Raw genomic sequence first — 20,105 nt, 5'->3', positions numbered from 1 at the left:
GCCGAGAAGGCATCTGTTACCCTGGCTCAAACGGGGCGATTAACGGTAGTTGTTCAAGATAATGGCTCTGCCCATACCAGTCGTCTGGCTCAGCAACAATGGCTCAAGTGGCAAGCCCAAGGATTGTTCCTCTTCTGGTTGCCACCCTACTGTTCTGAGATGAATCGGATCGAGGAGCAGTGGCATCAACTCAAAACCCATGAAATTGCTGGGCGGATGTTTGAGCATGAAGTTGATTTAGCCGATGCGATCATCGAGGGAATGCAAGCTCGTAGTAGTAGGGGCAATTACTCCCTGGAACGTTTTATATTTAATTCCTCCTGACTACTTATCAGGTAGTGTCCTTGAAATGGAGTGCGGGAATTAAGGCCACCACGGATCTCCAAGCCATGCCTGAAAAGCGTTTCGATGGGTATCATCCCACACCGAAAAAGCTTCAATGAAATCAAATGGTCCACATTTCCAAGGACAGTTCTTCATCGTGGTGTGCCCCCATACGGCAAGCACAAATTGAGCAGTACAGCGTTCCCCGTGGGAGATGGCAGTCGTTGCCCATGCATCAAGCTTGTGCTGATCCCAGGGGGACACTCCTGGAGCATTTTGCAGAGACGGAAAACTCAATGCCAACTTGCTCATTTTTGTGAGCTTGATTTTTTCGGAACTAATATCGGGTGTCGTAATCATGCATTTTCCCTGGCGCTGCTAAACAGAATTTGAGAGATAGCGACGACTATATCAATGGTCGTGGTGAGTGCAAGCTAACCACAGCAATCAGTCAAATCCTTAATGAGGGAAACACCTCAACCAATTAAAAAAGCCTAAATAAATCCACTATCTTCTGAGTTTTTATCTTACATAACTCCTCTTTATGTCATATAGTGCAGAAGCAAAAAACTAAGCCGATTTCGGCGTTTCTTTGTATGTCATGAGCCTTATTGGAATATCACAAAAAGGTTTAACCACACCTTCACCTACTCAAGGCTCAGGTCTTTCATTACCAGTTCTAATTACAAATGCTGGGCAAGAAACTGCTCGCCGTTTTATAGAGTTTTTCATTGTTAGTATCCGCAATCAAAACACCAGAGAAGCTTATGCTCGTGCTATCAAGCAGTTCCTTGATTGGTGTAACGAATACGGCTTAGAGTTCTCTGACATTAACTCACTTGCGATCGCAGCATATGTTGAACGTCATCCTGGATCAGCCCCAACGATCAACCAACATCTCGCAGCAATTCGCATCATGTTCAGATGGATGGTGACAGGTGGGATTCTCAAGGAAAGTCCAGCGGCGGAAGTACGGGGGCCAAAGTACCGAATCAAGAAAGGCAAAACGCCAGTGCTCACCGATGAGGAAATGCGGGAGCTACTCGACTCCATCGATGTATCCCACATCGTTGGGCTACGCGATCGGGCACTGATCGCTACCATGTTTTTTAGCTTTGCCCGGATCGGTGCCGTGTTGGGGATGCAGGTAGAAGATTACTTTCAAAAGGGCAAACGATATTGGCTTCGACTTCATGAGAAAGGCGGTAAGTACCATGAGGTGCCAACCCACCACAAAGCTGAAGAATACCTCGACCAATATATAGATGAAGCTGATCTCTGGAATGAGAAAGGTACTCCCCTCTTCCGCACAACGATTGGGAAAACACGAAAGCTTACTGAGCGGGGACTTCAGCGACAGGAAGCCTGGGCAATGATTAAACGACGAGCACTGGCAGCGGGAGTCAACACTGATGCCTGCAATCACACTTTCCGAGCTTCAGGAATCACGAATTACCTGAGGAATGGCGGCAGCAGGGACAACGCTCAGAAAATTGCAGCGCATGAAAATAGCAAAACTACGGCGCTGTATGACCGAAGGGAGGATACGATTAGCTTGGATGAAATAGAGAGGATACGACTATAGAAATTTTGGTTAGAGGTGATAATATCTATGCTTTTTAGAGCTTATAAAAATCAAGCATTAATCATCACTTTTCTGATTTGAATAGCAGGAATAAGACTTTTTGAAATCAAAAATATGAAGTATGAGCCGCTAATCTATGCGAGAAAATTTTCTGAGAAGTTGAGATGTTTTTGGGATAGTACCAGTACCAGACCTAAAGTTCTTCTGATTTGTTGCCTGACAATCCTTGTATTCTTTTTGAGAAGATCAGATCAATTCCTAGATCCCCAAGTTTGGGTGGAAGATGGAATTTATTACTTGCCGTCTTTTTTAGAAGATAGCTTTAGATCTCTTCTGGAGCCAGTTCCCCCAGTAGGTGGATATCTTACCGTTATTCCAAAATTAATTTCTGGCATATCGCTTTGGTTGGTAGGACTGCACTATTATCCGATTGTAAGCACGGTATTCTCAACACTGTTTTCTGGATTGGTGATGTCGCTTATAGCCCTTTCACCAATATCTTTGAAGGGGCAGGTTCTTCTAGTCATTTTTGCTCTGTTTATTCCAACTGATGTGGAGTGCTTTGTATTACCGTCATATACTTTTTGGTTTGCTGGTCTTGCACTCTTTCTACTACCATTCTGGAATCCTGACGATTCCAAATCTCAAAAAATATTAAGGACGATTACTCTTTGGTTTTGTGGACTCTCATCCCCTGCGATTGTTCCTGTGTCTACTGTATTGCTTGTAAAATCTTTGATTAGCAAGAGGCTGTTTGAAGCATTGTTTACTCTACAAGCTCTTTTGATAGCAGGTATTCAAATCTATATTTATTCTAGGAATCTGCAATCTAGCGATCAATCTGCCAGCTTAATGAATTTGAATAAAATTTCAATTGACCACTTGGACAAAATCATCTCGAAGTTATTTGGCTATTACTCGTTTTACTCTTTTGGTAATGATGAGGCTAATCTGTATTTTGGCTTCGTCATCGTTACTATTATTGCTTCGGCAATCTTACTCATAGCTAAAAAGAAAGAAATAGCTTTTGAAAATCCTCTAATATCTCTTAGCTTTCTCTTGTTTTTGAACATTGGACTTGTTGCCTTTCGGGTATCTGTTTCTAGTATTCATCCCTATCTTGCAGGCCCTCGATACTTTTTTTATCCATTTATTTTGCTCAGTTGGATTCTTGTCCAAATATCGCATCAGAAAAGTAATGTTTTGCGTATTCCTGCTATTATCTGCTTAGCACTTGCAGTACTAAATGCATTGCCAAAGTTCCAAAGACATCATGAATCCCTCAAATGGAACCAGGCTGTCAATAGACTTGTTCAGAAAGGGGAAGCAACTCTTCCCATTCATTTTGACGGAGTAGCTGCTAGAAAATGGACAGTTACTCTCCGTGCTTGTGGAGATTCTTTTTGCCTAGTTCGCACATCTGTATGGGTGCCATAAATCAGCAAATCATGCAGGGCAAAGGAACCTATACTCCCCTATCCTGCATGGCTGTGATCAAACATCATCCTCAGTATTCGGACGGTAGTAGCGCTACTCCATTTTGGAAGTACAATCTTACTTGCTTAAGCGGAAAGTCAGTGAAGGGAATTTCTTGCGAAACTGCAACATCCCCTTCATCTCGTTCACAAACCAGGAGTGCTGACCGATCGTCATTGACGACAAGCTTCCAGAACTGAATCTGCTGAAGCATAGGATCTCGATGTACCCGTGGATCGATCTGCCATGAGGCGATCGCGTCGATGAGCCAATAAGCTCCCGCACGTTCTGCCAAGTATCGAACCCCATCCGTATACTGAACCCTTAGCGAGTGCTGATAATAGGTGCTCGTTCCCGTGAACTGAGCGAGATCAGCTTCTGTAAGTGGCTGTGGTGATTGAGTCATAAGGCAGTGCCCTCAAAACAACAGAGAGTTCCTGCAATCACAGGCCATGCCGATACAACCCTATGGCTAAACCACAAAGCTTTGCCCAGCATGGTCTTCTGACCCGAATTAGCTGCCTTCTACCCAGACCACACAGCAGAGGTGAGCGTAACTGTTCTGGTTTCCAGGTTCAAGGAAAAAATGACTGATGATGATTGGGGAATGGCTGAAGCGATCGCCATTCCCCACATTATGAAGTTTCTTAACAACCTTCTGGGCACTGTTCGAGTGCTTGGATGGCACTAATAAGCCGAACCACAAACTGCCAGCGATGCTGTGGCGGAATCTTTGCTAAGTACTGGTCTACCAACGTCCTGATCTGCAAGCGCATAAGAAACTGCTGCTGGGCAGCGCGATCCAATCCCTCCTTTTCCATCTCCTGAATTACCCAATCAGCCAACTGTTCAGCGCGAGCTTCGATATCACCCTCTTCCTCGACCAGAAAGGATGGGTCAAACAGAGAAAGCTGAAAGGGTTCCATGCCCAGCACCTCCATTGCCGTTGAGTGATGCTACTTCCTGTATCGGCTTTCGGTGCTGTCTTTTAGGCTTTGCCTTCCTCTGTTGGTTCCACTGCTCCCACTTAGAGATCACCTGACCAGCCTCAATCGCTACTGTCCCGTAAACGTTTTGAAGATCTGAAAGCCGGATGACCCGATTCCCACGCAGGGAGAACGTCTTGATATTACCTGGAACTGCAATCGAAATATCGTCCCTCCTCACAACAAGTTGTCCATGAAGCTCGTAAATTTGGATATCCAGAATAAGCGGTGAGTCTTTTGCTACCCCTTCTTGTGAACCTGATAAATGTGCTGACTGAGTTGTAATAACCTCTTTAGACTCTTTTCCGAACTGCTCTTGCTCCTCCATTTCGTTACAGATCACATCTGCTAGGCAGATCGCAATCAGGGCTGCGATCGCGTACATCACAAAATCAAACCCACCAAAATAAATGTGAAACATGAACCTGACCTCCTGGGTCAACCTATAACTTCAGGAGTGGGTTATCAAAGGAGAATCGAAACTTCAATCAAAAAGAGTACTCTGCCTTCAGGAAAATGTTTGACCATGTAGCCCAGAATCCCTAGCATCCAGCGGAAGCGAGGAATTTAGTGGAGGAGCGATGGAGAGCGGAGAAGCTACGACTATCTTGGGTTTAAGCATTGCTGATCTGACAGCACTTTTGATGATGGGACTAACGTTTGTCACGACGATAGCCAACATCCTGCTTTGGATTTCTACACGGCAAACAGTACTGCTTTTGCTAGGACAGGTTCAGCACCAAATGGCAAGCGGATATAGCGAGGCTCAGCGAAGCATTGTGGATGCTCACCGTGACCTCTTTTTTCAGATTCTTAACAATCCACCCTTGCTGGAGAGATTTGCGAAAGCTAACGGGCTGAACCCAGCCGAATGGGAGCTTAAGAAGGTTAGCTCATTTCTCGTCAATCAGGTGATGATTGGCTTTCTCAACTTTAGGAATGGCATCATCTGCTCCAGCCACTTTGAGGGTTTTAAGCGGGATGCCCAGGATGTCTTCTCCTATGAGACGGTGCGATCGCACTGGCAGAAGGTTCGGTTAGCCCACTCAGAGGAGTTTCGTCGGTTTGTCGATACGGAGTTGCTCTGGCGTGAGGATGGAGCCACCTAATACAAAAATTCCCGACCCCTAGAAGAGAAGCCGGGAGCAAGATAAATTAGATGTAGGTGGCTGACTACTGTGACTTCAGAAACGTAATCAGCTCAGGAGAAATTTCAACTACTGCCTCATGATCGGGCACCATAAGACCTGCATGTTGTGTTGGATTCAGTTTGCTTCCTTGTACGAATACTCGACCAGCCTCATCGGTATAAAGCGCTGGACACATACCGCTATCACAGGGACGAACAAGCACTTTCAGACTATTTTGGGTCGTCATACGTAACTCCTTATTGAGAGAAAATTTGGTGATCAGGCAAATGCACCCAAACCTAATTGCCGGGAACGTGAGACAGATTCTTCACTCACCAGTTCCAGGGGAAAATTCCTTTGACCTGTTCTGAGGCATCCTCTACGGTATCGATGATCTGCTGATGCCGTTCACGTTTATTGCCATCGATATCGGTTGCTTTCAGGCGATGGGTCGCGGCAGTTTCACCGACGATATAGGCAGATTGAGCATCCTGCGGCAGCGTGGTGCGATCGCCTCGTCTCCCCTCGGTTTCCTCGTAGAGTTCATCGGTACCACATCCGAACAGTCTGCGAGTCATCCTTTCAGTAGCATGGGCTTGGGTACGACTGTCCCCACCCTTATCCTGAATCGTTCTTGTGAAATCCTTCCGAACCGTTGCCCCGTCAACGCGAGATCGGACTGGCTTCGATTCTTCTAATAGACTCAACTGGGAGCTTTCCGAATTCTCTTCCGGTTGATTCCTCAACCAATTGATAAAACCCATCGGCTTGTCCTCTCTCTTCAGATGTGAAGTCGCGGGAAAACAGTTGCTCTAAGCCAAGCTTGATCAGCTCAAGCCCATCTGGGAGAGTGAGAAACTCTTCCAGAATTTGATGGCGATATTCATAATCCCAGCGGTCAGGCGTGAAATTGAAGGTGTAGAGAATGAGCGTGTGAGCATCGAGGAGTCCAATCTGGGCATTGAGTGCCTTGAAATGGCAAAGGGCCTTTTCCCATGTGACTTTCCGACGCATATCGCCAAAACGCTCTCTAATCTCAGGCTTAAACGTTTCCGGTTGGCAAACGACCTGCTTAAACCAGCAGTAATCTTGCCATTCCTCGAAAACCTTTTGCTTGAGTTCCTTCAGTTTCATGCGCTGCTTAAGAACTGGGGTAGACGAATACCGAGCCGTGCTCAGGAGCACGCCGAGGATTTGTGCCTCTATTGTATGTCCTTTGCTTTAGCTCCCCAACATCATAACATAAGTGCAGCACTCTACAGCTAAACACAGTTATAAGCAGCGAAACACATTACCCTGCTGGGGATAGCAGTGGCATAAGATGTGCTGGCAGTAGGAGACAGCACATCAAGCATGACGACACAACTAGAACCCGTGACGGTATATATAGAGCCTGAAGTAAAAGAAGGTTTAGCTGCTTGGGCAAAGAAGGAGCGGCGATCGCTCTCTAGCCTGACTGCCTATTTACTCACGAAGGCATATCAGGACTATCAACAGCAGCAAAATCAATAAGTATTACTATCTTGTTCATACAGGGCCGTTTGCCCTTATTAGATTTTCTAAACAGCAGATTGCAGGTTTCAGTTCCTCAAAGCTGTTGAGTTTAAAAATCCAAGTGAGAATTTTTCTCATACCAAGAATTACTGGTATTAAACAGAGTTATATTTTTGTAATAACAGTAAAAGAGGGAAGCTTAGACTTCCCTCCTCGAATCTTTTTCTATGAAAAGACTCCTGAGATGTCTGGAACAGGTTAAGCTGCCAAAGCTATCCCAGGTTCCTCAAAACTCAGGCACAAATAGCTCCCTTGTCTGACCTGCATAGTGTTCATAAATCATCTTGGGGCTTGTTCCAACCAATCTAGCTACATCCTTGGCATCTAGCATTTTGACTGTTCCATCAGGTTTCTGGACAGCAGTTTCCAATGCAGCCGTGATAAAGGTATGGCGAGTTTGGTAAAGCTTGCGGTACTCAATGCCATCCAGTTTGGAGAGAACGGTTCGCCAAGCCCGATTTGTTAGATTATGAATATCGATCCAATGGTTTTCAGGAGAAGGAAAAACCTTTTCCTCTCCTTGAACAGTTTCTGGTCGGATAGATTTGAGTAATTCTGCTAACTTATCGTTAGCTGGGAAAGAACGTTTCTTCTGGGTTTTTAATCCCTTCTTACAAACCAAACCTTGTTCAGAGATAACAACAGCTTGCTCAAACCGAATGAGGCGGCAATCTGGAGAAATGTATTTCCATTGCAGAGCAACTGCTTCCGAGGGACGGCACCCCGTCAAGAATAAGAATTCTATGAAGCTAGCGTAATAGCTATAGTATCGGTCAGCTTTGAATGCATTAATAATGCGATCGCGTTCCTCTAAGGTGAATGGGACAATATCAGTGTCTTCCGAGCTACCTTTTGGTGTTTTGATATCAGCAGCCATTCCTATGAAAGGATTCTCACGGATGAGATGGGACTTGACTGCCCAATCACAGCAGGCATGAAACTGAGTTAAAAGGCGTTTAGTTGCGTTAGGCGTTTTGTTGGCAATTAGCCAATCACGGATAGCTACAGCTTCGCTAAGAGACTTGCTGGGTAACTTGAGGTCAATACAGCGCGACACTCGAACAAAATCCTTTGCCAGAGTACTGGGCGATAAGCTGGGTCGCTTATAGTCCGTGTACTTACCCCATAGGTCGGCTAATGAAGGCTGTTGTTTATGAATTGGTGTAACTGGTGTAACGGTGCTGAGAGCAGCTTTGGGTTTGTACTTGTCAAGGTTGTTGGGGTCAAATCGCTCGTAGAGTATGTCTTTTTCAATTTCTTTAGCTTTAATTTCGGCTAAACGGCGATGCTCAGCCGTATCGGGATAGCCTGTCGTGATGTAATGACGCTTTCCACCGTAGCTAAATCTTAGTTGGAGCCTGCCATTAGAGCTAAGGATGGCAACAGACCCTTTGTGTGCGCGGTCACTAGACTTAGAGGAGTACATGAGATCCACTTGAGCGCTACTTCCCAAGTCTAGATCAAACGTACTGAATTTCTACACCAGCTTTACACCAGTTTTACACCAATTTCTTGTCTAAATTTGTCTGGAAATGTCCATCCGTCGAACATCAATGCCAAAAGCAAAATCGCCAGAAGGTTATTCTGGCGATGCTTTTAGCTTATTTTACTTGAATGCCAGGAGGCGGACTTGAACCGCCGACACGAGGATTTTCAGTCCTCTGCTCTACCAACTGAGCTATCCCGGCGTTTTTCAGCGCTTTATTATGATAGCAAAACTCAACTTACTTCTGCAAGGAAAATCTAACGCTAAGATCATTTTACACGTTCCCGCTGTCCTAAGCAGGTTTTAATCGCGTAATTTTTAGCTTAAAGGCTCCCCCCGCTGTTTCACCAAAGCCCCGAACCCGCACAATATAGCTCCCAGTCTTGGTAATGCGGGTAAACAGGAGCGAGTTCGTACTGCCATCGGGACCGTCGTCATTCTCCGCGATCGTCGTCCCGTCTGCATCCATCAGGATGATGATGGTATCAAACTCATCCGAAGACAGATCGATCGCAATCTGATCGCCTGCGGTTAGGGTCAGGAGATAATCCCGAGCAAAGCCTCCCTGGCCTGTGGGAATGTCCTTATTGCTCAACCGATCGCTGACTTGCCCCCCCGGTTGAAATGGAACTGGGTTATAGATTCGATTTTGAGCGATGACCACAGAACTCCAACCAAAGGTGAGGACAAGGGCCGGAACTGTAAAAATGTGTTCAAACTTCATAACTTACAGCAGCGTTCAATGAATGGATCAAAAACTTTTTTCTTCGGGACTGACACAGTAATTGTTTAGAAATCCACACCTCGTTTTAGATCCACCCCTTTTTCGGCATAGTGTTTGTGACAGATCATTTCCGAATGCACACTGGCTAAGTCAAAATAGGCTGGGGGGTTCTTACAGCGACCAGTGATGATGATTTCCGTATCGCGTGGTTTCCGCAGCAGAGCCTGCACGATCGGTTCCTGAGGAAGCAACTCCAGATCCACGGTGGGATTCAGCTCATCCAGGATGATCGTTTTGTATAATCCGGAAGCGATGGCTGCACGGGCAATTTCCCAGGCCCGTTCAGCTTCTACATAGTCGATCTCCTGTTGTTGCCCCCGCCAGACGATCGCGTCCCGACCACACCGTTGATGATCCACCAGGCTGGGATAACTCTGTTGCAGGGCTGAGATGGCTGCATCTTCGGTATAGCCGCTCCCTCCCTTTAACCACTGGATAATCAGCACCCGATGGGATTTATCCTGGCTGATGCCAATACCGATTGCCTGTAGGGCTTTTCCGAGGGCACTGGTAGATTTGCCTTTACCGTCCCCTGTGTAGATCTCAATCTTTCCGCTCCCCGAACTGTACCCATTGTTCAGGGAATCCTCCTGGCGATAGGGCCGCACGGGCCGCATCTCCGAATGCAGATCCGCAATATCCAGCAGGGCCTGGGGAGTGCCCCGGCCTGTGGCAATGATCTCCATGTGCTCCGGCTTGTTTTTCAATGTCCGGGCAACCTCCTCTACCGGGAGCAGCCCCAGATCTAGGACTGGATTCAGCTCATCCAGGACGACGACCGAATAAAGCCCTGAAGCGATCGCACCTTTGGCCACATCCCATCCTCGCTGGGCTTCCATCCGATCAAAACGGGTAATTTCATCTGGGCCAAAGAATTCTGCTCTGCCGGTTCGGACCTGGTCAATCAGGTGGGGAAACCCTCGCTGCAAGGCTTCGATCGCTGCATCTTCGTCATAGGTGCGTCCAGGTCCCTTCAAGAACCGCAGCAGCAGGACTCGGGTCTGCTGGGAGCTGTTGATCCCCAACCCGATCGATCTCAACACGACTCCCAGCCCAGCCTGAGACTTGCCTTTCCCTGCTCCATCATAAACATGAATTTGACCCACGATCCGCTCTGAGCGAGTCTGAGCAGTCCGAATACCAACGCCCGTCTTTACCATAAAGCTAGAGTCTTTGCTGCCCCTATCAATCTTATATGATGGGCGCATGTATGCGCCCTATCCCCATGTTCCCTACCATCCTACCCATCCGGGCCATCCTGTTCCAATTGTTGTTCCTGTTCTCCTCGACGTTGATTGAGGCAGCCATCCTGCATCAGCGACTCTTGTTCAGCCGCAAGGTGGCGATTGAATATGCCGCTTCGTTAAATCTTCTATCGACTTTCATGGGCTGGCTGGCTTTTTTCGAGGTGCAGGCTTTACTGCCGGTAGAGATGAAAGTCCAGTTAATCAGCTACATTCTTTATGATCAACCCTTTCCAGGTCCTTGGGCCTCCAGTGTCAATTCTTTTCTGATTCTGTCTGGCTTACTCACCTTCTTCTGTACCGTGTTTGTAGAGTTGACCAGCCTCACCCTGTTAGACATTCTGCTGGAGAAAAAGAAGCTTAAGGACTTAAACGAAACTAAGATTAACCGGTATCGGGATAAACAGCTTCGCACGGAAGCTGCAGACGCCACCCGTAACCGTACCCTGACTATGCTGCTGGCCAATGCTTGTAGCTATGGGTTAATCTTGCTAGTTCTGTTACTGCGTGCTGTCGGTTAAGTGCCTTATGCCTACGGTAAGACAGAGAATTAAGGACTCCGTGGACAACTTGCGCAAGGAATTGATCCCCAGGCAGGCATTTTCCTGGCAGACCTTGCTGGCGCTGTGTCTTTTTTCCTATCTGATGGCACTTCCAGCGTCACCTCTGGTGCGGGAGTTTTTGTCTTTCTGTGGTTGGATTTTTCTGGTTCTAGCTGTGGGCTGGGAAACCACAGAGCATCCCGTTAAAATCCCTAACTGGAAGTTAAATTTAGGTCCCTGGATCACAGGTGCCTTAATTAGTGTCTTCCTCTTTCGGAGGCTGCTGGCAGACTCCTGGAATTTAGCCCTGGTATGCTGGCCAATTATTTCTGTCACGATCGCCTCGCTTTCCAAGTTTCTGACTTCCGATTTCAAAACCTATAAAGTCCCTCCCCCTAAAGACCGCCAGTTCCTCGTTATTCTCATCCTGAGCAATTTGATTCTGAGTTGCTGGTTGCAGTTCTATTTTGTCTTGGAAAGCTGGACCCAGGAATACCCTAGTCTCACTAGTGAGAGTTTTGGACGCAGTGCCTTTGTGATTAAACTTGGCCTTTTCAGATCCCGTCCTTCCCAGGGAAACATCATTCTTACCCAGGCGAAAGAAGTGATTACGACCGAAGTCAATCGTCTTTCCTGGCCTGAGGTGGAACGTTGGCTTCTGAACTTGAAGGATGCTCCCGAGGCTTTTGGCGATCGAGTCATGGCCAGAGTTCAGGCAGAGAACCAGGCTCGGAAATCTCTTCCGATTCGAGAGAAGAATCTCTGGTCGATCGAACCCCGCATTTTACCGGGTAAAGTTTCTGGCAACGCCTATGAACTCCAGGTGCTGGCTATCTGGCAGGGACCCAGCCTGGACAATCGGGGATATTACCTGCAGCTCTCTTGCCAGTTACAGGAGCGTTCTCCCATACAGCGGAGACTGTTTCCCTCTCCGCTGCCCACCCCGCCAGAACAGGAGGATGAACTTGCAACTCCAGATACTGGCAATGGCAATAGCTGGGTCAACTGTGGGGCGATCAGCGATCGGATTCCGGGCCGACCAAAACCCCTGCCTCCAGTTTGAATCTGGAAGCAGGGGAATACCCCTACCTGCTGCAAATTATGCAGCGGGAGTACGGGCTAGCAAGACCGGGCATTCGGCATACACCCGCACATAATCTGAGACAGAGGCACCCAGCAACCTGTCCAGATCCGGCAATCCCTTTGCGATCGAGGGACGCCGATCGGGGGACCCCATCATCAACAGGTCTACATTATTGTCTTCAGCCAGACGGCAAATTTCTTCACCCGGATTCCCAGTCCCCGTGACGCAGCGATAGCTCACACCAAATTTCTTGGCTTCGGCGACTGCAGGGGCAATCAGTGGATCTTGTTCAGGATGGGCTAACAGACTTTCACTCGTCTTGGTGACAGATCCCTTGTTGACGTGGGCCAGGAAAAGTTGCCCTCCCTTAATATCCCGTAACAGGAAGAGAGCCAGTTTCAGGCATTCATTGGATGCCTCTGAGCCATCTAACGCCACCATCACCCGGTTAATCCGCTTGACGTAGATGTCATCTCTCACCAATAACATGGGACGGGACGATAATTGGAACACATACTGGCTGACAGAATTTTCTAGAATAGACTCAAGCCGCTTCAGCCCTCTTGAGCCCATGATAATCAGATCAGTATCGATTTCCTCGGCTACCTTACAGACAATGTCCTTCGGATCTCCCTGTCTGAGGATGGCTGCAACATGGTTCGGGTCTAAGTTCAGGGATTGGATCGCTGAGGCCAGCAGTTTGCCTCCCTCTTCCCATTTCTCGGTCATTCCTTCAGAAGTGACTTGAGGAGGAACAACATGCAAGACAGTCACTGTTGCTCTCTGAATTGAAGGAATTTCCATTAATGCCTTGAGCATTTCCTTGGAATGTCCAGTTCCGGAATCTGCAAGCAAAATCTTCTCTATCATGAGCTCGCCTCATTACTGACAAAATAACTCTAATAATTCAGGTTTTTAGCCCTAAATGAAACCTGAGATTGTTGTGCTTCTAAAAACTTTTTAGCTCTCAACCAATGACTGAATATTGGATGATTTAAGTACCAGTTACCGCAAAATAAAGAAAGCCCAAAAGCCCGACTCTCTAATACTTGATGATACCTCTAACAACTTTTTATTCTTTAAATTTAATGTTTTGTGATGATATTTATGCCGTTAAGAAATATCAAGAGAGTAAGCCTCTGATCCCATGAATCGAGCACTTTTGGCCCTAGTTAAATGAGTTCTGTAAAAATAAATGAATTGGGGGTTAGAAATGATATAAAAATTTATGAAGAGATTGTTGCAGAGTTGAATTCCTATGTCAGTTGAAGAGCAAATACAACCTCAGGGGCAAGCCGCCATGCAAAGCCTGAGTGACGTCGCCTCTAAGAGCTGGTTTGAATATCCTGTTCGGGCTTACCCACAACATACAGACTACGCAGGTGTGGTCTGGCATGGAACCTATATTGCCTGGATGGAGGCAGCACGGATTGAGTGCTTGAGAACCCTGGGTATTGGCTATGCCGATCTGGTCACCCTGGGCTGTGAGTTACCTGTGGTTGATCTGTCCATTCGCTATCACCGTTTTTTGCGGATGGGGATGATGGCTGTGGTCAGAACTCGCCTTCTGGGGTTTGAAGGGGTCCGAATTAATTGGGACTATCAGATTCAATCCCAGGATGCTCAAGAACTCTATGTTACGGCCAAGGTGACCCTGGTCGCCGTCGATCGGGAGAAGGGCAAGATCCTGCGTCAGCTCCCTGCGACGGTGCAGGATGTGCTGGCCCGGTTGTCTGCGGCGGGCAATAGGAGTCGCTGAAAGTAACGACTCTCACCGCTAACCGCAAAAAAATGGGGGGGTATTTTAATAGTTGGGTCTGCTGATGGCCAACCCACTTGCGATCCAGGTCTTACTTTCCTCCCCGAGTCATCTGCCAGATAACCTGGGGCAGATGGGTCAGGTAATTCCAGAGCTGGCTGGGACCGATACCAAAGATTAACTGCAGGACCAGAACCACGATCGCAATCGTGATGGCCGTTCCGATCGTCGCCTTGACCACCTTAACCAGCCAAGTAAAAACCAGAAAGGCAACAATCAGCGCCCCAATTGCAATCACCAGTTCCATCATGATGCTTCCTCAATGACGTATGTTCTTCAGGTCAGCCAATACCTTGTTGTAGTTAACCTCATCTTCCATTTCAGCAAACAGATCTAACGCCTTTTCCAGATCGGAGATCGCTTGCCGTTGCTGGCCCAACTGCAGGTAAACCCGGCCTCGTTCGTGAAAAGCCCCGGCCAGGGTACTGTAAGCTGCGATCGCCCGGTTCAGATCTTCCAGTGCAGCCTGATATTCCCCCAGGCGAGCCAGGGCCATGCCCCGATTGTAATAGGAGAGGCTGAACCGAGGATTGATTTGCAAGGACTGGTTGAAATCAGCCACCGCTTTTCGATGTTCTCCCATCAGGATCCGGAGCACGCCCCGATTATGGTAGGCCATCAGGGAGCGGGGAGCCAGTCGGATGGCCTGGGTATAGTCAGCTAACGCTCCCGGATAATCTCCCAACAGGCGGCGGGCCAACCCCCGACTGCTGTAGGCACTGCTGTAACTGGGGTCAACCTGAATGGCCTGATTCCAGAGGTCGATCGCAGCGGGTAGATCAGCCTGTTCTTGTTTCTCCAGTCCTCGATAATAAAGCTCCCGAGCTGGTTTAAGGGCCAAATGGGAGGAATCTTTGGTGGCCAGTTTTGTTATAAGCCAAAGGCCCGATGAAGCTAGGCCCAAACCCGCCAGAATTAAGGGTAGAACGACGATCTTCTTCGACAGCACCGGGCTACTCATGGTCAGGGATGGGCGGGGGCAGAAGCTTGACCTGCTTTAAAGTCAGCGCAAGCGGTGGGAGAGGGGGGTTGGGTCGTAACTAAGACATTTTGATAGCCCGCCAAATTCAAAAGCCGGGACACCAGATCAGAGGCTCGCTGGTTGGCCTCATGAAGCAGCCCTTCTATACAGGCTGCCTCCGTAATTTTATCTAGAGATTGCTGCTCGGCCATGGTCTGTAACTGGGTTCCAACATCCGGTCCTAAGGCCAAAAACCCCCGATCATAGTCATAGACGGTAGAGCGTTGGACATCAATTTTGCTGTCCAGAATGCGGGGGGGTGGGAGTCGGATCTGGATCCGATCGCCAATTAGAGTAATGTCTTCGTCTCTCAAATCACTCAGAGCGACACCTGCCCGTACCTCGCCCCGGGCAATATAAAGCAAACGGGTGCGGCCCACCACCAGCCCACCGATTTCCCGATCTTGCTGGGTTGGGACCACGGCCTCCATGGTGAAAACAGCCGTGGTCAGATCACTGGCACCGCGAATCTGCTGGACTACGATCGATTTCATATCCACTGTCGCAGCAGGTTGAGTCAAGTCAAAAATCCGACCGATACTGCTGAGGAGATGACCGCCCGTTCGCCAGAACCCAAACAGGCCAACCAGAGACAACAGCACGATCCCGCCACTGGACATGGCGAACAGATACTTGAAGATGCGCCACAGTCCAACCTGGCGGGGGCGAACCGAATGGTGTTCATAGTCCATGGGTTGGGTTCCTTCTTGTTGCTCTATTCTACAATGTCCATATCTCCGTATGTCTGTGTCTCCTTTTCAACCCTGAAGGGGGCCGAACTGCCGAACAGGCTGGCAAAAAATCCTGAGAAGGGGAAATTAAAGATGAAAAAATGGAGCAGTCTAACCTGACTATTCAGACTCTGCCCTGAAGGACGGAGCTTTCCGCGAATTCTGGTAAAATAAAGTACCTCTAGCACCAATGATGTTTGACCCGGAGAGTAAACTGAGGTTTATGACTACAGTTCTGGTTGTTGACGATAGCCCCATGCTCCGGGAAATGCTGTCAGATCTCTTAACCAAAAGCGGACTCAGCGTAACCCAGGCCGTTGATGGGCTGGAAGCCAAGGAGCGGATTGAGGCAGATCCGCCTGACTTGGTGATTATGGACATCGTCATGCCCAGAATGAATGGCTATGAGTTATGTCGCTGGATTAAAAGTAATCCAGCAACTCAGGCCATTCCTGTGATCATGTGTTCTACCAAGAACGAGGAATTCGATCGCTATTGGGGCATGAAACAGGGAGGCGATGCCTATGTCGCCAAACCCTTCCGCCAGGAAGAAATGATGGCTGCTGTTAAACAGCTATTAAACGGTTAATCTACAATGGATTAATCTACAGTGGTTGATTTGAATGATTAACCCCTACGGCAATCCCACCAATTCCCCCCTACCTGGGATGACGGTTCCGATCGGGTAGGCCGGGATGCCCTGGTTGACAAACCACTGTTGGGTCTGTTCTGCTTGCTGGGGAGGGACCAGTAAGGCAAAACCAATCCCCATATTAAAGGTGTTAAACATGTCTCTGGGGTTGACCTGCCCGGCTGCAGCCAGCCATTGAAAAATGGGGGGGATTGGCCAATTGGCTGGGGCGATCTGAATCGATTGGTCTGGCCCCAAGCAACGGGGCAAATTTTCCGGCAACCCCCCCCCTGTAATATGAGCCATCCCATGGAGCACCAGTCCAGCTTGGCGTGCTTGCAAAACTGGCTTCACATAGATAGAGGTAGGCGTGAGTAAGACCTCTCCCAGACTCTTTCCTCCCAGGATATCTGGACAGTTGCTCAGGTCAAATCCTTTGCCTGTCAGGCTTGGAGCTTCCTGCAAAATCCGACGGACCAGACTAAAGCCATTGCTGTGTACCCCCTGGCTGGCCAGACCAATGACCACGTCCCCAAACTCGACCTGAGACCCATCCAGAATCTGGCGTTTCTCCACAATGCCAACGCAAAAACCAGCCAGGTCATATTCGCCCACCTGGTAGAATCCTGGCATCTCGGCGGTTTCCCCCCCTAAGAGGGCACATCCGGCCAAATGACATCCGGCTGTCATTCCGGCAACCACCTGGGTCAACTGCGCTGGATTCAAGTGGCCGGTAGCCAGATAATCCAGAAAAAACAGGGGTTCGGCCCCACAGGTTAGGACATCGTTCACACACATAGCGACCAGATCGATCCCAACCGTATCGTGACGATCGAGGGTCTGAGCCAGCTTCAGTTTTGTGCCCACACCATCTGTGCCAGAAACCAGCACCGGTTCCTGATAACCCCCTGGGAGTTGAAATAACCCACTAAAGCCACCTAATCCACCCAGAACTTCTGGACGGCGAGTGCTTTCCACCAGACTTCGGATTTGCTGGACAAAAGCACGCCCAGCCTCAACATCGACTCCTGCTTCTCGATAATCCATAGGTACTTTTACCGCCCTGAACCGCAGAGCCTATATGGGTTCCCGCCAAAGGCTAGAAGGGTCTTTAGTAGAACTTAGAACAGTATCAATTTACGCAGTCATCAGTCAATCTATTCAGGTTAAGTAATGTCAAGAAACTATCAAGATACGATGAAGTAGCGGATGCTACAAAATGCCCTAAAATCCCTGTTGGGAAAGACTTTCGGAGTATTTTTTCGAGTATTTTTTTTGTAAAGTTGTCTAAAGTTTTCCCTGATCCCTGATCCCCTAGTCAAAAAAATCGTGATAGTCTGTTGCAGTTCCTGAACCAAAAGTGAACACGGTACGATTATGAGTTTGTTGCAGCCCGAGTTACGGATTTCCAGACTCTTTCATTGACCTGCTCCAGGCTCAAGTTCCCTTTCACGATGGATATATGAACCAATACATTCTGAATAGTTTCACTGCTACGTTGCTGGTCACTGCACTGAGTGCAGGGTCTTCCAGCTATGCTGATCAGGCCAATCCAGTTAATCAGGCAATCGAAACCGAGACTGCTTCGGCGGAAGCTTCTCTCCAGGTTGACGTCCAGATTGAAGCACCGCATCTCCAAAGCCAACAACAGACCAATTCACAAAAACTAGTTCGACAACCCGCCAATCCAGAAAAAACAGTTTCAGATCTTGCTTTGACCGGTTCCGACGCGAGTCGGCTAGAGCCCTTAAAAGTTGGAGAATATAAAACTCGAACTTTAGAGACTACCGAATCAGAGGCCATTGCCAAAGTTCAGTCCCATCCTCTCTCTGGGCGAAATGCAGCAACCCTCTATATCCGAAATATCCCTGTGATTACTTTCCTGGGCTCCCCCAAGCAGCCTGTTGAGACTGGGGTGAAACTGGGCGAAACGCTTGACCATAGCCAGTGGTCTAATGCTAAATTTCAACCCGTTTTGGGTTCTGTCAATCAGGCCGGGGGGTTGAATTCCGAAGATCAGTACAAAAACGATCCCATTTGGCGGGCCACCACGATCGCTGCGACCCTGAACCAGCTCAAACGGGAAGGCGTCAATGCAGAAGCGATTAAAGTGAAGTGGGATGCTGCCCGCTCCAACTACGTCATTACTGTTGATGGCCGCTACCTGGTTGAAATCAATCCCAATACCATCCTGCCAGACACCACCAAAGATCCGCTGAAGGATGCCCTGCAGGCCACAAATCGTCTGCGCCGCCTGATTGGCAACGCTACCCCCTTGAAGGAAGTCGAGGGTCTTCCCAATCGTCAGATACAAGCGGCCTTTGAGCCCGTGGTTTCTGTGTTTCAAGGATGGGCTTCCTGGTACGGACCTGGTTTTCACGGTAACACCAGTGCCAATGGGGAAGTCTTCAATCAATATGCCCTCACGGCTGCCTCTCCCAACCTTCCCTTTGGGACTCGGGTGCGTGTGACTAATTTGAACAATGGCCGTTCTGTCGTGGTTCGGATTAACGATCGGGGTCCTTATGCTGAGGGTCGAATTATCGACCTCTCGGCGGGAGCCGCGCAGGTTCTTGGTATGATGCAGTCAGGCGTAGCCCCGGTCCGACTGGATATTCTGGGCGTTCGGCAAACTGCTTCCACGCAGAATTGAAGTCGAATCTGATCCATTCACGACTATCCGGATGGGGCAGGTGTCTCCCTAAGGCGAGTCTCCGGAACTTATGGATCTGTCTCTGATTCTGCAACAGTTCTTAAATGGTCTTTCCATCGGCAGCGTGTATGCCATTTTTGCCCTTGGCTACACGCTGGTTTTTTCGATCCTGGGGATCATTAACTTCGCCCATGGTGCTGTGTTCACCCTGGGCGCTTATTTTACCTATGCCCTCATGGGCGGTCGATTCAATAGCGGGCTGCTGGCCAATTTTGCCCTGCCCACCATTCCATTTTTGCCCGGAACCCTGCGCTTTACCCTGGCCCTGCTTTTGGGAAGTGCCCTGGCTGGTCTGGTAGGGATTGCGATCGAGCGTCTGGCTTTCCGCCCCCTGCGCCGCCAGAGAGCCGACCCGCTCCTGACCGTTGTTTCCAGCCTGGGAGTCGCCGTTGTGCTGGTGAACCTGATCCAGGCCCTGGTCGGTGCCGAGATCTATACCTTTCCCTCGGATACCTATGGTACCCTTCCTCCTGCCATCAACTTTGGCAGCCTGGAGAAACCCATCCCCATTCGCACCGTTCAGATTGTCATCTTCATCGTCTCCGTCTTTTTTCTGGTTCTGCTTACCTACCTGATCAACCAGACAAAATTCGGCAAAGCCATGCGGGCTGTGGCAGAAGACCCCATCACTTCAGGTCTATTGGGCATCAACACCGATCAATACATTGTGTTGACTTTTTTCGTCAGCAGTTTCCTGGCTGGGCTGGCCGGGGCACTGGTGGGATCCAGCATCAGTATTGCGGGTCCCTATTTCGGTATTGCCTTTGGTTTAAAGGGACTTGCCGTTATTGTTCTGGGGGGCCTGGGCAGCATCCCGGGAGCTGTAGTCGGAGGGCTGGCGATCGGCCTGTTTGAAGCTTTTGTCCCCTCAGAATATTCCGCCTTCAAAGATGCTGTGGCCTTTGGTCTATTATTTTTCATTCTTCTGGTCCGCCCCCAGGGCCTGTTAGGCCGAAAATTGATCCAGAAAGTATGAGTCTTCTCCATGCCTCTGC

The 20,105-nt window shown here is 48.7% G+C and carries 25 protein-coding genes, 1 tRNA gene and 1 pseudogene; 11 read left to right on the top strand and 16 right to left on the bottom strand.

The window, feature by feature from the left end; all coding sequences use genetic code 11:
* A pseudogene (locus BST81_RS28945) lies at window positions 1-219 on the top strand (transposase); the annotation flags it as partial.
* Window positions 220-363: 144 nt separating this feature from the next.
* Here BST81_RS28945 and BST81_RS20720 read toward each other — a convergent pair.
* Window positions 364-684: a hypothetical protein gene (locus BST81_RS20720; protein ID WP_075600417.1), complete on the bottom strand. Its 321-nt coding sequence runs from the start codon at window positions 682-684 to the stop codon at window positions 364-366.
* A gap of 241 nt (window positions 685-925) precedes the next feature.
* On the opposite strand from BST81_RS20720, the gene BST81_RS20715 reads away from it, so the two are divergent.
* Entirely contained in the window at window positions 926-1,909 is a 984-nt protein-coding gene (locus BST81_RS20715; RefSeq protein ID WP_075600416.1) for a tyrosine-type recombinase/integrase, read from the top strand.
* Window positions 1,910-2,023: 114 nt separating this feature from the next.
* Window positions 2,024-3,346, top strand: a complete 1,323-nt coding sequence (locus tag BST81_RS20710; protein WP_075600415.1) for a hypothetical protein — start codon at window positions 2,024-2,026, stop codon at window positions 3,344-3,346.
* A gap of 70 nt (window positions 3,347-3,416) precedes the next feature.
* Here BST81_RS20710 and BST81_RS29300 read toward each other — a convergent pair whose 3' ends face one another.
* The 3 genes from BST81_RS29300 to BST81_RS20695 form a co-directional block, all read right to left on the bottom strand.
* Complete coding sequence (locus tag BST81_RS29300; RefSeq protein WP_075600414.1) at window positions 3,417-3,791, bottom strand: DUF6876 family protein; 375 nt, start codon at window positions 3,789-3,791, stop codon at window positions 3,417-3,419.
* Window positions 3,792-4,032: 241 nt separating this feature from the next.
* Window positions 4,033-4,311, bottom strand: coding sequence for a hypothetical protein (locus tag BST81_RS20700; protein WP_075600413.1), 279 nt, complete (start codon window positions 4,309-4,311; stop codon window positions 4,033-4,035).
* Window positions 4,283-4,792 carry a hypothetical protein gene (locus BST81_RS20695; RefSeq protein WP_075600412.1) on the bottom strand — a complete coding sequence of 170 codons (510 nt, stop codon included), beginning with the start codon at window positions 4,790-4,792 and terminating at the stop codon, window positions 4,283-4,285. Before BST81_RS20695 ends, BST81_RS20700 begins: the two co-directional genes overlap by 29 nt.
* Window positions 4,793-5,114: 322 nt before the next feature.
* On the opposite strand from BST81_RS20695, the gene BST81_RS20690 reads away from it, so the two are divergent.
* Window positions 5,115-5,480 (top strand): hypothetical protein, encoded by a 366-nt coding sequence (locus BST81_RS20690; protein ID WP_143780435.1) that lies wholly within the window; start codon window positions 5,115-5,117, stop codon window positions 5,478-5,480.
* Window positions 5,481-5,544: 64 nt separating this feature from the next.
* Here BST81_RS20690 and BST81_RS27670 read toward each other — a convergent pair whose 3' ends face one another.
* The 3 genes from BST81_RS27670 to BST81_RS20680 form a co-directional block, all read right to left on the bottom strand.
* Window positions 5,545-5,748, bottom strand: coding sequence for a hypothetical protein (locus BST81_RS27670; RefSeq protein ID WP_171974816.1), 204 nt, complete (start codon window positions 5,746-5,748; stop codon window positions 5,545-5,547).
* Between the two features lie 85 nt (window positions 5,749-5,833).
* Window positions 5,834-6,079 carry a hypothetical protein gene (locus BST81_RS20685; protein WP_075600410.1) on the bottom strand — a complete coding sequence of 82 codons (246 nt, stop codon included), beginning with the start codon at window positions 6,077-6,079 and terminating at the stop codon, window positions 5,834-5,836.
* Between the two features lie 85 nt (window positions 6,080-6,164).
* Window positions 6,165-6,635, bottom strand: a complete 471-nt coding sequence (locus BST81_RS20680) for a hypothetical protein (RefSeq protein ID WP_075600409.1) — start codon at window positions 6,633-6,635, stop codon at window positions 6,165-6,167.
* A gap of 219 nt (window positions 6,636-6,854) precedes the next feature.
* Between BST81_RS20680 and BST81_RS20675 the strand changes: the two genes are divergently transcribed.
* Window positions 6,855-7,013 (top strand): hypothetical protein, encoded by a 159-nt coding sequence (locus BST81_RS20675; RefSeq protein ID WP_075600408.1) that lies wholly within the window; start codon window positions 6,855-6,857, stop codon window positions 7,011-7,013.
* A 268-nt stretch (window positions 7,014-7,281) separates the two neighbouring features.
* Here BST81_RS20675 and BST81_RS20670 read toward each other — a convergent pair whose 3' ends face one another.
* The 4 genes from BST81_RS20670 to BST81_RS20655 form a co-directional block, all read right to left on the bottom strand.
* Window positions 7,282-8,481, bottom strand: a complete 1,200-nt coding sequence (locus BST81_RS20670; protein WP_075600424.1) for a DUF3596 domain-containing protein — start codon at window positions 8,479-8,481, stop codon at window positions 7,282-7,284.
* A gap of 189 nt (window positions 8,482-8,670) precedes the next feature.
* Window positions 8,671-8,743, bottom strand: a tRNA-Phe gene (locus BST81_RS20665).
* 90 nt (window positions 8,744-8,833) lie between these two features.
* Window positions 8,834-9,265, bottom strand: coding sequence for a PPC domain-containing protein (locus BST81_RS20660; protein ID WP_075600407.1), 432 nt, complete (start codon window positions 9,263-9,265; stop codon window positions 8,834-8,836).
* A 65-nt stretch (window positions 9,266-9,330) separates the two neighbouring features.
* Entirely contained in the window at window positions 9,331-10,485 is a 1,155-nt protein-coding gene (locus tag BST81_RS20655) for a cob(I)yrinic acid a,c-diamide adenosyltransferase (protein ID WP_075600406.1), read from the bottom strand.
* Window positions 10,486-10,550: 65 nt separating this feature from the next.
* Here BST81_RS20655 and fraC point away from each other — a divergent pair, with 65 nt between their 5' ends.
* Window positions 10,551-11,090, top strand: coding sequence for a filament integrity protein FraC (fraC, locus tag BST81_RS20650; RefSeq protein ID WP_171974815.1), 540 nt, complete (start codon window positions 10,551-10,553; stop codon window positions 11,088-11,090).
* A 7-nt stretch (window positions 11,091-11,097) separates the two neighbouring features.
* Window positions 11,098-12,174, top strand: a complete 1,077-nt coding sequence (locus BST81_RS20645) for a DUF5357 family protein (protein WP_171974814.1) — start codon at window positions 11,098-11,100, stop codon at window positions 12,172-12,174.
* A 36-nt stretch (window positions 12,175-12,210) separates the two neighbouring features.
* Here BST81_RS20645 and BST81_RS20640 read toward each other — a convergent pair whose 3' ends face one another.
* Window positions 12,211-13,065: a universal stress protein gene (locus tag BST81_RS20640; RefSeq protein WP_075600403.1), complete on the bottom strand. Its 855-nt coding sequence runs from the start codon at window positions 13,063-13,065 to the stop codon at window positions 12,211-12,213.
* Window positions 13,066-13,453: 388 nt separating this feature from the next.
* Here BST81_RS20640 and BST81_RS20635 point away from each other — a divergent pair, with 388 nt between their 5' ends.
* The gene (locus BST81_RS20635) at window positions 13,454-13,954 is read left to right on the top strand and encodes a thioesterase family protein (RefSeq protein WP_075600402.1); all 501 of its coding nucleotides are present in this window, start codon (window positions 13,454-13,456) and stop codon (window positions 13,952-13,954) included.
* Between the two features lie 91 nt (window positions 13,955-14,045).
* Here BST81_RS20635 and BST81_RS20630 read toward each other — a convergent pair whose 3' ends face one another.
* The 3 genes from BST81_RS20630 to BST81_RS20620 are packed head-to-tail and all read right to left on the bottom strand — an operon-like array spanning window position 14,046 to window position 15,727.
* Window positions 14,046-14,264 (bottom strand): hypothetical protein, encoded by a 219-nt coding sequence (locus tag BST81_RS20630; RefSeq protein ID WP_253188409.1) that lies wholly within the window; start codon window positions 14,262-14,264, stop codon window positions 14,046-14,048.
* A 9-nt stretch (window positions 14,265-14,273) separates the two neighbouring features.
* On the bottom strand, window positions 14,274-14,975 hold the full coding sequence (locus tag BST81_RS20625) for a tetratricopeptide repeat protein (protein WP_075600400.1): 702 nt from the start codon (window positions 14,973-14,975) through the stop codon (window positions 14,274-14,276).
* A 2-nt stretch (window positions 14,976-14,977) separates the two neighbouring features.
* Window positions 14,978-15,727 carry a DUF4230 domain-containing protein gene (locus BST81_RS20620; RefSeq protein ID WP_075600399.1) on the bottom strand — a complete coding sequence of 250 codons (750 nt, stop codon included), beginning with the start codon at window positions 15,725-15,727 and terminating at the stop codon, window positions 14,978-14,980.
* Window positions 15,728-15,989: 262 nt separating this feature from the next.
* Between BST81_RS20620 and BST81_RS20615 the strand changes: the two genes are divergently transcribed.
* Window positions 15,990-16,355 carry a response regulator gene (locus BST81_RS20615; RefSeq protein WP_075600398.1) on the top strand — a complete coding sequence of 122 codons (366 nt, stop codon included), beginning with the start codon at window positions 15,990-15,992 and terminating at the stop codon, window positions 16,353-16,355.
* Between the two features lie 45 nt (window positions 16,356-16,400).
* Here BST81_RS20615 and purM read toward each other — a convergent pair whose 3' ends face one another.
* Window positions 16,401-17,444 carry a phosphoribosylformylglycinamidine cyclo-ligase gene (gene purM, locus BST81_RS20610; protein ID WP_075600397.1) on the bottom strand — a complete coding sequence of 348 codons (1,044 nt, stop codon included), beginning with the start codon at window positions 17,442-17,444 and terminating at the stop codon, window positions 16,401-16,403.
* A gap of 415 nt (window positions 17,445-17,859) precedes the next feature.
* Between purM and BST81_RS20605 the strand changes: the two genes are divergently transcribed.
* Both BST81_RS20605 and BST81_RS20600 read left to right on the top strand, forming a co-directional pair.
* Window positions 17,860-19,050, top strand: coding sequence for a septal ring lytic transglycosylase RlpA family protein (locus BST81_RS20605; RefSeq protein ID WP_075600396.1), 1,191 nt, complete (start codon window positions 17,860-17,862; stop codon window positions 19,048-19,050).
* Between the two features lie 70 nt (window positions 19,051-19,120).
* Window positions 19,121-20,086: a branched-chain amino acid ABC transporter permease gene (locus BST81_RS20600; RefSeq protein ID WP_075600395.1), complete on the top strand. Its 966-nt coding sequence runs from the start codon at window positions 19,121-19,123 to the stop codon at window positions 20,084-20,086.
* The last annotated feature ends 19 nt before the right edge of the window (window positions 20,087-20,105 follow it).

The organism is Leptolyngbya sp. 'hensonii' (assembly GCF_001939115.1).
Lineage (GTDB): Bacteria > Cyanobacteriota > Cyanobacteriia.
The sequence above is the reverse complement of the archived record's forward strand: the minus strand, read 5'-3'. Positions and strand labels throughout refer to the sequence as shown.